The organism is Erythrobacter dokdonensis DSW-74 (assembly GCF_001677335.1).
Taxonomy (GTDB): domain Bacteria; phylum Pseudomonadota; class Alphaproteobacteria; order Sphingomonadales; family Sphingomonadaceae; genus Erythrobacter; species Erythrobacter dokdonensis.
The window spans coordinates 348,890-361,347 of record NZ_LZYB01000002.1; the positions used below are offsets into that span (position 1 = coordinate 348,890).

A 12,458-nucleotide genomic window follows, 5' to 3' on the forward strand; every position below is an offset into this window, starting at 1 on the left:
CTCGCGCAGCCTAGATCCAAGGAGAACGTCTAGTGGGTTACCGGGTGGCAGTGGTCGGGGCGACCGGCAATGTCGGGCGCGAGATGATGCAAGTGCTCGCCGAGCGCGATTTCCCGTGCGACGAGGTTGCGGCGGTTGCTTCCTCGCGCTCGGTCGGCACCGAAGTCGAATTCGGCGACACCGGCAAGATGCTCAAGTGCAGGAACATTGAGCATTTCGACTTCACCGGCTGGGACATCGCGCTGTTCGCCGCCGGCAGCGGCCCGGCCAAGGAATATGCCCCCAAGGCAGCCGCAGCGGGTTGCATCGTAATCGACAATTCCTCGCTCTACCGCATGGATCCCGACGTGCCGCTGATCGTGCCGGAGGTGAACCCGGATGCGATCGACGGTTACAAGGCGCGCAACATCATCGCCAACCCCAACTGCTCGACCGCGCAGCTGGTGGTGGCACTGAAGCCGCTGCACGATGCCGCGACGATCAAGCGCGTGGTGGTGTCGACCTACCAGTCGGTCTCGGGCGCGGGCAAGGCGGGGATGGACGAACTGTTCGCCCAGAGCCGCGCGATCTTCGTCGGCGATCCGCTGGAGCCGCAGAAGTTCACCAAGCAGATCGCCTTCAACGTCATTCCGCACATTGACAGTTTCCTCGACGATGGTTCGACCAAGGAAGAATGGAAGATGGTGGTCGAGACCAAGAAAATCCTCGATCCGAAGATCAAGCTGACCGCGACCTGCGTGCGCGTGCCGGTGTTTGTCGGCCACTCCGAGGCCGTGAACATCGAGTTCGAGAACGAGATCTCGGCAGAGCAGGCAATGGACATCCTGCGCGAAGCCCCCGGCGTGATGCTGATCGATAAGCGCGAGGACGGCGGCTACATCACACCGGTCGAATGCGTCGGCGATGCGGCGACCTTTGTGAGCCGCGTGCGCGAAGACCCGACGGTGGAGAACGGCCTGACCTTGTGGTGCGTCTCCGACAATCTGCGCAAGGGCGCCGCATTGAACGCGGTGCAGATCGCCGAACTGCTGGGGCGGCGGCATCTGAAGAAGGGATAAGGCTTATGCGGCTCGGTCTGATGGCACTCACTGGTGCGCTTGCTCTCGCCGGCTGCGACAGCGGCGAGGTGCCGAGCCCGGCGGAGCGCCAGCAGGGCGAGGTGGCTGGACTGGCCGTCGCGGCCGATGTCGTCGAACTGCGGCCAGAAGGGCTCGCGGCGGGGCCGGAAGCCTTTTATTTCGCCGCCGGCCAGAGAGAAGTCGAAACCGCGCTCGCCAAGGCGCTCGGCCCGGCGCTGCGTTCGGGTTCCAACAAGGAGTGCGGCGCCGGCCCGATCACCTTCACCGATTTCTCCGGCGGCCTGACCGCGCATTTTCAGGACGGTCGTCTGGTCGGGTGGAACTGGCACCTTGCACAGGAAGGCGATGCTCCGGCGAGCGGTGTGGTGAAGCTTGCGGGCGAGGTGCAGGTGGGCAGCCCGCGCAGCCTCGCTGAAGCCGCGCCGGGCTATGCCCCGGTCGAAGGCAGCACGCTGGGCGAGGAATTTGCGCTGGGGCAGAGGATCGGAGGCTTCATCGCGGGCGATAGCGTGGAGATGCTCTACGCCGGTACCCAGTGTTTCTTCCGGTGAGTTTCACGCTTGACCCCGTCGGCACCGTACGCGGCGGGCGCGCTGTGGTGGAGGATGATGACTGGGGCATGGTCGAGGCGGAGATCGTGCTCGATCCGGCGCGCTTCGATGCCGAGGCGCTGGCGGGCCTTGATGCCTTCAGCCACGCCGAGATCATCTTCCTGTTCGACCGGGTGCCGGACGGGAAGGTCGAGACCGGCGCACGCCACCCGCGCGGGCGGAAGGACTGGCCGCGCGTCGGCATCTTCGCCCAGCGCGGCAAGAACCGCCCGAACCGTATCGGTCTGACCACCTGTGAAATCCTATCGGTCGAGGGAACGTGCCTCAGGGTGCGCGGCCTTGATGCGGTCGACGGCACTCCGGTGCTCGACATCAAGCCGGTGATGAGCGGTTTTTCGCCGCGCGGGGCGGTGTGCGAGCCCGATTGGGCGCGCGAAATCATGGCGGACTATTGGTAAGTGCCGCGCGATTGTCTAGCACCGGCGGCATGACCCTTCGCGCCGATCTGTTCTTCAGCTTCCGCTCGCCCTATTCCTATCTCGCCGTAGCCCGCTACCGGGCCATGGCCGAGGAATATGACCTTGCGATAGCGCTGCGCACCGTGCTGCCGATTGCGATCCGCGATCCCTCGATCCTGTTCGCCGGCAATCCCAATGTCGGGCGGTACATCTTCATCGATGCGGCGAGGAGCGCGCAGATGCTTGGCATACCTTATCGCTGGCCGCGCCCCGATCCGGTGGTGCAGAACCTCGCCACGCGCGAGATTGCGCAAGAACAGCCGCACATCCACCGCCTGTGCCGTCTGGGCCAGACTGCGGAGCGACGGGGTCGGGGGCTTGCATTCGCCGACGAGGTATCGCGGGTGATCTGGTCCGGCGCAGTTGATGACTGGCACGAGGGCGATCATCTCGCCGAGGCTGCGGCACGCGTCGGGCTCGATTTCGCCGAGCTCGAGGCCGAGGCGCAGCACGATGCCCACGCACTCGATGCGGAAATCGCCGCCAACCAGCAAACGCTTGAAGCGGCGGGCCACTGGGGCGTGCCGACCCTCGTGTTCGAGGGCGAGCCCTTCTTCGGGCAGGACCGCATCGCCATGGCCCAGTGGCGGATGGAGCAGCGGGGACTGGAGAAGCGCGCGTGAGCACCGGGCATTTCGTCAGTTTCGACGGCACCCGCATCGCCATCCACACCGAAGGCGAGGGCCGCCCGGTTGTCCTGCTGCACGGGCTGTTCTCCAGCGCGCAGATGAACTGGATCAAGTTCGGTCACGCAGACAGGCTGGCTGCGTCCGGCTTCCGCGCGATCATGCCCGATTTCCGCGTCCACGGCGAGAGCGAGGCCCCCCATGATCCGGCGGCCTATCCCGCTGGCGTGCTGGTGCGTGATGTTGCTGCCCTGGCGGAGCATCTGGAACTTGGGGAGGGCGTGTTCGACCTCGTCGGCTTCTCGCTCGGCGCGCGCACCGCAATCCACGCAGTTGCGCATGGCGTGCTGACCCCGCGGCGGCTGGCGATCTGCGGCATGGGTGTGTCGGGGCTTGGCGAATGGCAGCGGCGGGCGGATTTCTTCAAGCGGGTGATCGACGAATTCGACACCATCAGGCCCGGCGATCCGGCCTATCTCGCACGCACTTTCCTGAAGTCGCAGGGGGTGGACCCCGTGGCGGCGCGATTGCTGCTCGATGCGATGGACGATTTCGACCTTGCCCGGCTCGCGAATATCACCATGCCGACAGCGGTCATCTGCGGTGACGAGGACCAGGACAACGGCTCGGCTGAAGACCTCGCCGCGCTGCTGCCGGATGCGCATTATGTCGAGGTTCCAGGCACTCACATGAGCAGCGTCACCAAGCCCGAACTTGGCGAAGCGATAGCGGATTTCCTCGCCGCTTGATTCGTATGACGGTCGGGTTCACACCAATGTTGCGCGTCAGCCGAGGGGAGGGCTTGCCATGAAGTATGTTGCCGTGTTGGCCGTGGGGCTGGCTTTCTCGCTTGCAGCCTGCGCGCCTGCTGCCGGACCGGTGCAGGCGGGGGCTGATGCGATGCCGCCGACGCTGTTCGTAGCGAACAAGCGCGGGAACACGCTGTCCAAGGTCGATCTGGCAAAAGGCGAGGAGGTGCTTCGCCTGCCAAGCTGCACCAACCCCCACGAACTGGCGACTTCGCCGGATGGACGCCAAGTGGCGTTGGCCTGTTACGGCGGGACGAGCGTCGACATCTTTCGTACCGACAGCCTTGCCCGGGTAGCCAGCATCGACCTAGGAGAAAATGCCCGGCCGCATGGTATCGTCTGGCATCCGAACGGTAACCTCTACGCGACCGCCGAGGGTCGGCGATCGGTGTTCTGGATCCGCGATCCGCTCTCCGAAACGCGGGCTTTGTTCGAATACGGAACCGGCAAGGACGGCAGCCATATGCTCGCTGTCAGCCCGGATGCGCGCACGGCGTGGACCACCGATCTCGGCTCGCGGACTGTCACGCGCATCGATCTTGTCACCCGCCGCGCACCAATGTCTGTAACGGTGGGGGAGGAGCCCGAGGGCATCGCGCTTTCGCCTGATGGCAAAACCCTGTGGGTTTCGGCGCGTGGATCCAATCAGGCCTTCGCGCTCGATCCGCAGACGATGGAAGTGCGCGAGACGATCCCCACCGGCCGCTTTCCCCTGCGCATCGCCGTGCGCCCGCAAGGCGATGTCGCGGTGACGTCCGATTTGCAGGACGGCAGCCTCAGCGTGATCGACACCGCAAGCGCCAAGGTTATCCGCACCATTGCCGTCTCCAGCCCCGAGGAGACCGAGGCGCGGTTTCAGGTCACTATCCTGTGGTCCGACGATGGGAATCGCATCTATGTCGCAGAGACAGCGAGCGACACCGTCGCCGAGGTCGATTACGCCAGTGGCGCGGTGTTGCGGCGCCTGAAGGTCGGGAATGGCGGGGACGGGATGGCGATCCTGCCTTGAGCACTGCCAGACCTCTCACCGTCGTCGGCTGGCGCGAGCGGGTCAGCTTGCCCGATCTGGGGCTGGCGGGCATCCCGGCCAAGATCGACACCGGCGCGCGCACATCCTCGCTCCACGCCGAGGTGCTCGATGATTTTTCCCGCGACGGCCAGCGGTTTGTGCGCTTTGCGGTCGATTGGGGCGGGGAACGGCACTTCTGCGAGGCCGTGCATGTCGATATCCGGGGCATCACCAGTTCGATGGGCGAACGGCAGCGCCGGTTTGTCATAAAGACGCCGCTGAGGATCGGTAAGGCCACCTTCCGGGCGGAAATCAGCCTGGCGGATCGTTCCCAGATGCAATTCCCGATGCTGATCGGGCGCACGGCGCTCAGGCGTCGTTTCGTTGTCGATAGTGGTCATTCGTGGCTGCAATCGGAAGGATTTGCGGATAAGGGGCCGAGCCGCCGGTAGAGTGCCGGCTTTGAAAGGTATCCAATGAAAATCGCGATGCTGGCGCGTAATCCCAATCTCTATTCGCACCGGCGCCTGAAAGAGGCTGCCGAGGCACGCGGCCATGAACTCGACATTCTCAACACCCTGCGCTGCACGGTACATATCGCCAGCCACCGACCGCAGGTGTTCTATAACGGCAAGCCGATTGCCGCCTATGACGCGGTGATCCCGCGCATTGGTGCCTCGATCACCAATTATGGCCTCGCGATCCTGCGGCAGTTCGAGATGCGCGGGATCTGGTCCCTGAACGAGAGCGTCGCCATCGGCCGGAGCCGCGACAAGCTCAGAAGCCTGCAGATCCTCGCCAAGCACGGCCTTGGCCTGCCGCTCACCGCCTATGCCAATGACCCCAAGCAGGCCGAGGAGATCATCCGCGCGGTGAAGGGCCCGCCGGTCGTCATAAAGCTGATCGAGGGGACGCAGGGCATCGGCGTGGTTCTGGCCGAGACGATGTCGAGCGCCAAGTCGGTGATCGAGGCCTTCCGCGGGGCCAACGTCAACATCCTCGTGCAGGAGTTCATCAAGGAAGCCGGCGGCACCGATATCCGCGCGCTGGTGGTGGGCGGCAAGGTGGTCGCCGCGATGAAGCGCACCGGCGCGCCGGACGAGTTCCGCTCCAACCTGCATCGTGGCGGCAGCGCGGAAGTGATCAAGATCACGCCGGAAGAACGCTCCACCGCGGTTCGCGCGGCCAAGCGCATGGGGCTCAACGTGTGCGGGGTGGATATGCTGCGCAGCAATCACGGCCCCGTCATCATGGAGGTCAATTCCTCGCCGGGTCTGGAGGGCATCGAGACTGCGACCGGTAAGGACGTGGCAGGGCTGATCATCGACTTTATCGCCGCCAATGCGAAGGACGGGGCGACCAAGACCAAGGGGCGGGGGTAGACCGACCTTCGCTCGACTCTGACGAGCGGGCGGGCTAGCTTGCTGACTTTCATGGGGGATTTGCCGTGATCGTCAGGCTTGCCGCGCTCGCACTCGCTCTGTCTGTCAGCAGCGCTGTCGCCGCGCAGCAGACCATGCGCGAAGTCAATATCACGCAAGGCTCCAGCCCGGGCTGGATCCCCAGCGAAGAGCTCGAGGCCGAGGCACTGGCGACGTGGCAGCGCTTCAACGAGCTCGTCGAGACAGGCGATTACGATGCCGCCTATGCGATGATCGGCGAGGGCTTGCGGGCGAAGTATTCGCCGGAGCGGTTCCGCGAGGACCGGACGCAGGCCGCAGCCGACCGCGGTGCGCTTGTGTTGAGCAATCGGGTCAAGATCACCTGGACCAAGGATTCGCCCGGCGTTCCCTATCCCGGCACTTTCGTTGCGATCGATGCCAGCGCCGCCTTCGCCAAGGCAAACCGCATGTGCGGTTATACTATTCTCCATCAGGCGCCCGGTGCGAAAGGCTTCAAGGTCACCCGCTTCGAGGAAAACGTGATGGGCAATGCCAACTTCGCCCAGATCGCCGCGTCGCACAGCGAATTGCAGGCCGTGCTGGTGTGGCGAATGCTGGCGCGCAATTGCCCCAATTATGTCCCCGAGCCGCTGCCCGACACTCTTGCACAGGGGATCGAATATGGCAGCGTTGCCGAAGCACGCGCCGCCGTTTCGGCGAAGGAGGGTATCGAGACCAAGATCGAAAATGGTTGGACTGTGATCGCCCACCAGCCGAGCTATTCTGTCTGGTCGTTTGCTCCCGAGGGCGCGCTGACTTATCCTGCGGTGATCAAGCGGTGGGTGGAGCCTGTGGGAGAGAAGGGCTCACGCGCGATGATGGCGATGCGATGCGAGGCAAACAAACTGGCCTGTGATGCGCTGTTCGACGAAATGGCGCTGCGCAACGGCTTTACCCAGGCCGCGTTCGAGTAATTGGCACCCACGCCTCAGGCGTTCCTTGCCGTCAACCCGCCATCGACCGGGATCGCTGCGCCGGTAATATAGCTGGCTGCAGGCAGTACCAGCGAGAGCGTGACGTGCGCGACTTCTTCGGGTTCGCCATAGCGCCTCAGCGCAGTGCGGCGCTTGGCGAAGATCGTCTTGTGATCTTCGGCAACGGCGTCGGTCATTGCGGTGCGGATCGGGCCGGGGCAGATGCAGTTGACGGTGATGCCTTCGGGGCCAAGATCGACCGCAAGGCCGCGCGTCAGGCCGATCACGCCGGTCTTGGCCGCGACATAGGGCGTATCGCCCGGGGTCGCTCCAAGCCCCTCGGTCGAGGCGATATTGACGATCCTTGGTGCATCGCTCTGGCGAAGATGGGGCAGGGCGGCGCGCACCATGCGCTGGTGGGCGGTCAGCATCACGGCGATCGCACGGTGCCAGATGTCCTCATAGGCGGGATCATCAAGCCCGCAGAAGCTGGAGACTCCGGCATTGTTCACCAGAATGTCGATCCGCCCGAAATCTGCGGCGATCTGCGCGACGGTGCGCGTGATGGCATCGCCATCCGCCAAATCCAGCGCATAGGCTCGCGCGCCGTTCCCGCACTCGGTCGCTACTGCCTCGCATGCGGCATGGTCGAGGTCGATCACCGCCACCTTGGCACCCTCGGCTGCAAACAGCAGCGCGGTGGCCCGGCCCATGCCACTGGCGGCGCCGGTGATAATGGCAACCCGGCCCGCGACGGAGCGGGGGGCGCTCACCGGAACGGCGGTTCGTTGAAGGCGCGCAATTTACGCGAGTGCAACCGGTCGCCCTCGTCCCTCAGGCGCGCGCAGGCGACAATGCCGATCTGCAAGTGCGCGGCGATGGCTTCCTCGTAGAACTTGTTGGCCTGCCCCGGCAGCTTGATCTCGCCATGCAAGGGCTTGTCCGAGACGCAGAGCAGCGTCCCGTAAGGCACCCGGAAGCGGTAGCCCTGCGTGGCGATGGTGGCGCTTTCCATCTCGATCGCGATGGCGCGGCTTTGCGAGAAACGCTTGGCCGAGGAGGAATAGCGCAACTCCCAGTTGCGATCATCGGTGGTCACCACCGTGCCGGTGCGCATCCGCTGCTTGAGGTTTGCGCCCTGAACGCCGCTGACTTCCTCCGCCGCGCCGGCCAGCGCCTGCTGGACTTCGGCAATCGGCGGGATCGGCACTTCGGGCGGGAGCACGCAATCAAGCACGTGATCATCGCGCAGGTAAGCATGGGCAAGCACGAAGTCGCCGATCTTCTGGGTCGAACGCAGCCCGCCGCAGTGGCCGATCATCATCCACGCATGCGGACGCAGCACAGCCAGGTGATCGCAGATCGTCTTGGCGTTGGACGGGCCGACGCCGATATTGACCAGAGTAATCCCGCGCCCGTCCTCGCGGATCAGGTGATAGGCGGGCATCTGGTGCTTGCGCCAGGCGGTGTCATTGAGCTGGTCCTGCGCGTGCGGAGTGTTTTCGCGAATGTCGAGCCCGGCCGCGCCGGTCAGCGCGACATAGCCGTTGCTGCCGATCTGCGTTGCACCCCAGTTCACGAATTCATCGACATAGCGGTGATAGTTGGTGAACAGGATGAAGTCCTGGAAGTCGGCGACCTCGGTGCCGGTATAGTGCTTGAGGCGCGCCAGCGAATAGTCGGTGCGCAGCGCGTCGAACAGCGAGAGCGGCATGGCCTCGTCCTCGTCGAACTCGATGCCGTCGGCCAGTTCGTCACCGATCAGGGCAAGATCGGTCGAGGGAAAATATTGTGCAATGTCCTGCGGCGCGATGCCGACCATAGCCGCGCCCGCCTCGCCGTCGAGCACATAGGGGAAGGGGATTTCCTGACGCGAGCGTTCGACCGAGACATCGACCTCGTATTCGGTCGCGATCAGCTGCAATTGCTCGGTCAGATAGGTCGCGAACAGGTCGGGCCGGGTGATGGTGGTGGTGTAGATGCCAGGCGCTTCCAGCCTGCCGAAAGCCCTGCTGCGATCCTGCGGGCTACCGTTGCCGGCATAGCGCAAGGTGATCTGCGGATAGGCGTAGCTGCCATCCTCGCGCTTGCGCTGCGGAGGGACGGCGCCGTTCGTTCCGTAGGCGATCACGTCCTCGCGCAGGGCGGTCACGGCGGCATCGTAGTGCTGCTGGAGCTGGGCGAGAATAGCGGGAATGTCGATCATGGCAGTTCATCTGCTCCTTTGTTGTTATCGTTGTATGGCAGCACCTTCGCGCGAGCAGGCGCTGTTTACAAGAAGGGCGCGGAGATCGCATCCGATCCCCGCGCCCGCCTTTGTGTCCATGGCCGCGAAGGCCCGTGCAAGGGATCAGGCTTCGTCGCCTTCCTCGCCCTGTTCTTCAAGCAGCTCGGCGGGGATTTCGCCCGGCTCCAGGCCAGTGTCGATGCGGGTCGCTTCGGCCTGCTCTTCGATGGCGCGCTGTTCGTCTTCGAACATCTGCGCCAGCACGTCGACGCCTTCGCTCTGCAGCTTGGCTTCGTCGTCCGAGCGGGCCACGTTGGCCTTCACCGTCACGCGCACTTCAGGGTGCAGGGCGATGGTCACGTCATGCATGCCGATGGTCTTGATCGGCGCCCCGAGGATAACCATGCGCTTGTCGACGCTGTGGCCCTGATCGCCAAGGCCCGACACGATGTCGCGCACGCTGACCGAACCGTAGAGCTGGCCGGCGTTCGAAGCGGCGCGGATCAGCACCACTTCTGCGCCCGCCACCTTCTCGCCGAGCTTTTCGGCATCGGTGCGGCGTTCGGCGTTTTCCTTTTCGAGGCGTTCCCGGTTGGCTTCGAACACCTTCTTGTTCGCGTCGTTGGCGCGCAGGGCCTTTTTCTGCGGGAGCAGGAAGTTGCGCGCATAGCCGTCTTTCACGGTGACGATGTCGCCGATCGAGCCGAGCTTCTCGATGCGTTCGAGGAGAATGATATCCATGTGTCCTCTCCTCTTACTTCACAATGTACGGCAGGAGGCCGATGTGACGCGCGCGCTTGATCGCCTTGGCGAGTTCGCGCTGCTTCTTGGCCGAAACTGCGGTGATGCGCGAAGGCACGATCTTGCCACGCTCGGACATGAAGCCCTGCAGCAGGCGCACGTCCTTGTAATCGATCTTCGGGGCGTCCTTGGCCGCGAACGGGCAGGACTTGCGGCGGCGGAAAAACGGGCGGGCCATCAGTCGCGCTCCTCACGGGTTTCGCGGCGCTTACGCTCGCGTTCGTTCTTGCGCATCATGACGCTCGGACCTTCCTCGTGGGCGTCCACGCGGATGGTCATGTAGCGGATGACGTCTTCGTTGATGCGGGTCTGGCGCTCAAGCTCGGCCACCACGTTGCCGGGGGCTTCGATGTTGAGCATGACGAAATGCGCCTTGCGGTTGCGCTCGATCTTGTAGGCGAGCGACTTGAGGCCCCACGTTTCGGTCTTGGTGACCTTGCCGTTGCCTGCTTCGATGATTTCGGTGGCTTGCGCCGCCAGCGCGTCGACCTGAGCCTGGCTCAGATCCTGACGCGCGAGAAAGATGTGCTCGTAGAGCGCCATCCCGCGTCCTTTCACTTCCATGCCGATCGCTGGCTTATCCGTCTTGACGACGGGGCCCCTCCGGCTTTCTTCGATAAATCGCGAGGGCGGATCCCTTGCGAAGAGCGGCCCCTTACAGCTTTTGTCGCCGATTGCAAGACTTGTCGGCAGGCGGCGGGCAGGGCAGGCGGGCGACTGGCGCACATGATTCGAGCGCGAGGGAACGAAACATGCCTTCAGGACTGGTTGCGCTGCTGGACGATATATCGGTCATTGCCAAGGCTGCCTCGGCCTCGCTCGACGATGTCTCGGTCGCGGCAGGCAAGGCGGGCAGCAAGACCGCCGGCGTGGTGATCGACGATGCGGCGGTGACGCCGAGTTATGTCACCGGACTTTCGCCGGCGCGCGAATTGCCGATCATCTGGAAGATCACCAAGGGGAGCTTGCGCAACAAGCTGCTGTTCCTGTTGCCGGGCGCGCTGGTCCTGTCGGAATTCCTGCCGTCCGCGATCATCTGGCTGCTGATGCTGGGCGGGGCCTTCCTGTGCTACGAAGGCGCGGAAAAGGTGCTGGAGAAGCTCGGTGCGGACAAGCACGGCAAGACGCTGGAAGACGAGATCGCCGATCCGGTCGCCTTCGAGAGCAAGCGTGTCGCCGGTGCGATCCGCACCGATTTCATCCTGTCGGCGGAAATCATGGCGATTGCGCTCAACGAAGTCGCCGACGAGACGCTGTTCCTGCGCGGAGCCGTGCTGGCGGTGGTCGCTATCGTCGTGACGCTGGGGGTCTACGGCGTCGTCGGGCTGATCGTGAAGATCGACGATATCGGGCTTTACCTCACCAAGCAGGCCGAAAGCTGGAAGCAGAGCTTTGGCGCCTTCCTGCTGCGCTTCGTGCCCAAATTGCTCGCCGCGCTGGCGATGATCGGCACTGTTGCCATGTTGTGGGTCGGCGGGGGGATCATCGTCCACGGCACGCACGAGGTGGGCTTTCACGCCATCTACGATGTGGTCCACGGGGCCGAACATGCCGTTACCGAGGCGGCGGGCGGCGTGCTGGGCTGGGTCACCTATGCGGCGGGCTCGGCGATTGTCGGCTTGGTGCTGGGCGGCGTAATCGCTTTCGTCCTGCACAAAGTGCTGGGTGTGGGCGCGGAGGAAGGCCACTAGGTCTGACGCCATGACAAAGCCTGTTCTGTACACCTGCGCCCGTTCGCGCGGCCTGCGCGCCACCTGGGCGGCCGAGGAAGCCGGGGTCGATATCGACCTCAACATCCTCCCGTTCCCGCCGCGCTACCTTGCGCCCGAATATCTCGAGTTGAACCCGCTCGGCACCGTGCCGCTGCTGGTCGACGGCGAGACGCGGATGACCGAAAGCTGCGCCATCGCGCATTATCTCGCCACGCGCGAGGGGTTTACGCCGCTCGCGATTGCGCCGGGCGAGCGGGATTATGGCGAGTATTGCGACTATACCTACCACGCCGACGCGACGATCACTTTCCCGCAGACAGTCTACATGCGCTTTGCGATCTTCGAGAAGGACAAGGGCTGGGCCGAGGCCGGACACGCCTATGCCAAGTGGTTCCACAAGCGGCTGGTGAAAGTGGAGCAGCGGCTGGAGGGCCGCGAATACCTGTGCGCCGACCGCTTCACGGTGGCCGATATCTGCGTGGGCTATGCGCTGATCCTTGCCGAAAGCGTGGGGCTGGACGAGGGCGTGCCGCAGAGCCTGAAGGACTACCGCGCAAGGCTGACGGCGCGCGAGGCCTATCAGCGCGCCTTTGCGCGCGAAGAGGCGGGGCGGCAGGCGCTCGCGCGTTAACGCCGCCAGACGCGGCCCTTCGGGGCCTGCCTTGTTCAGATGATCTGCCGGGGGCTTCCTCTTGGTGATCAGCCCGTTAACCCGATCTAGAACTTTCTGCGACAAGGCCTTGTGCAAGCACCCCGGCCATCGGCACTGC

16 protein-coding genes are annotated in these 12,458 nt (G+C 64.4%); 11 read left to right on the top strand and 5 right to left on the bottom strand.

What is annotated here, in order from left to right:
* Positions 1–32: 32 nt before the first annotated feature.
* The 9 genes from I603_RS05725 (at position 33) to I603_RS05765 (ending at position 6,948) form a co-directional block, all read left to right on the top strand.
* Positions 33–1,058: an aspartate-semialdehyde dehydrogenase gene (locus tag I603_RS05725; protein WP_068862993.1), complete on the top strand. Its 1,026-nt coding sequence runs from the start codon at positions 33–35 to the stop codon at positions 1,056–1,058.
* A 5-nt stretch (positions 1,059–1,063) separates the two neighbouring features.
* On the top strand, positions 1,064–1,630 hold the full coding sequence (locus I603_RS05730) for a hypothetical protein (protein WP_068862995.1): 567 nt from the start codon (positions 1,064–1,066) through the stop codon (positions 1,628–1,630).
* Positions 1,627–2,088: an SAM-dependent methyltransferase gene (locus tag I603_RS05735; protein ID WP_068863324.1), complete on the top strand. Its 462-nt coding sequence runs from the start codon at positions 1,627–1,629 to the stop codon at positions 2,086–2,088. Before I603_RS05730 ends, I603_RS05735 begins: the two co-directional genes overlap by 4 nt.
* A 29-nt stretch (positions 2,089–2,117) precedes the next feature.
* Positions 2,118–2,771: a 2-hydroxychromene-2-carboxylate isomerase gene (locus I603_RS05740; protein WP_068862996.1), complete on the top strand. Its 654-nt coding sequence runs from the start codon at positions 2,118–2,120 to the stop codon at positions 2,769–2,771.
* Positions 2,768–3,523, top strand: coding sequence for an alpha/beta fold hydrolase (locus tag I603_RS05745; RefSeq protein ID WP_068862998.1), 756 nt, complete (start codon positions 2,768–2,770; stop codon positions 3,521–3,523). Before I603_RS05740 ends, I603_RS05745 begins: the two co-directional genes overlap by 4 nt.
* Positions 3,524–3,581: 58 nt before the next feature.
* Positions 3,582–4,592 (top strand): beta-propeller fold lactonase family protein, encoded by a 1,011-nt coding sequence (locus I603_RS05750; RefSeq protein ID WP_068863000.1) that lies wholly within the window; start codon positions 3,582–3,584, stop codon positions 4,590–4,592.
* Positions 4,589–5,044: an ATP-dependent zinc protease family protein gene (locus I603_RS05755; protein WP_068863002.1), complete on the top strand. Its 456-nt coding sequence runs from the start codon at positions 4,589–4,591 to the stop codon at positions 5,042–5,044. The genes I603_RS05750 and I603_RS05755 overlap by 4 nt, the downstream gene beginning before the upstream one ends.
* 24 nt (positions 5,045–5,068) lie before the next feature.
* Positions 5,069–5,974, top strand: a complete 906-nt coding sequence (gene rimK, locus I603_RS05760) for a 30S ribosomal protein S6--L-glutamate ligase (RefSeq protein WP_068863004.1) — start codon at positions 5,069–5,071, stop codon at positions 5,972–5,974.
* 65 nt (positions 5,975–6,039) lie between these two features.
* A complete protein-coding gene (locus I603_RS05765) occupies positions 6,040–6,948 on the top strand; it encodes a DUF4019 domain-containing protein (protein ID WP_068863006.1) in 909 nt (302 codons plus the stop codon).
* A gap of 14 nt (positions 6,949–6,962) precedes the next feature.
* Here the strand turns inward: I603_RS05765 and I603_RS05770 are convergent, their stop codons facing one another.
* The 5 genes from I603_RS05770 to rpsF form a co-directional block, all read right to left on the bottom strand.
* On the bottom strand, positions 6,963–7,721 hold the full coding sequence (locus tag I603_RS05770; protein WP_068863008.1) for an SDR family NAD(P)-dependent oxidoreductase: 759 nt from the start codon (positions 7,719–7,721) through the stop codon (positions 6,963–6,965).
* Positions 7,718–9,154 (bottom strand): AMP nucleosidase, encoded by a 1,437-nt coding sequence (locus I603_RS05775; protein ID WP_068863011.1) that lies wholly within the window; start codon positions 9,152–9,154, stop codon positions 7,718–7,720. Before I603_RS05775 ends, I603_RS05770 begins: the two co-directional genes overlap by 4 nt.
* 144 nt (positions 9,155–9,298) lie before the next feature.
* On the bottom strand, positions 9,299–9,916 hold the full coding sequence (rplI, locus tag I603_RS05780) for a 50S ribosomal protein L9 (RefSeq protein WP_068863012.1): 618 nt from the start codon (positions 9,914–9,916) through the stop codon (positions 9,299–9,301).
* A gap of 13 nt (positions 9,917–9,929) precedes the next feature.
* Entirely contained in the window at positions 9,930–10,154 is a 225-nt protein-coding gene (rpsR, locus tag I603_RS05785) for a 30S ribosomal protein S18 (protein ID WP_034954295.1), read from the bottom strand.
* A complete protein-coding gene (gene rpsF / locus I603_RS05790; protein ID WP_068863014.1) occupies positions 10,154–10,519 on the bottom strand; it encodes a 30S ribosomal protein S6 in 366 nt (121 codons plus the stop codon). The genes rpsR and rpsF overlap by 1 nt, the downstream gene beginning before the upstream one ends.
* 209 nt (positions 10,520–10,728) lie before the next feature.
* On the opposite strand from rpsF, the gene I603_RS05795 reads away from it, so the two are divergent.
* Together I603_RS05795 and I603_RS05800 are read left to right on the top strand one after the other, a co-directional pair.
* On the top strand, positions 10,729–11,667 hold the full coding sequence (locus tag I603_RS05795; RefSeq protein WP_068863015.1) for a DUF808 domain-containing protein: 939 nt from the start codon (positions 10,729–10,731) through the stop codon (positions 11,665–11,667).
* Between the two features lie 10 nt (positions 11,668–11,677).
* Positions 11,678–12,319, top strand: a complete 642-nt coding sequence (locus tag I603_RS05800) for a glutathione S-transferase family protein (protein WP_068863017.1) — start codon at positions 11,678–11,680, stop codon at positions 12,317–12,319.
* Positions 12,320–12,458 lie beyond the last annotated feature (139 nt).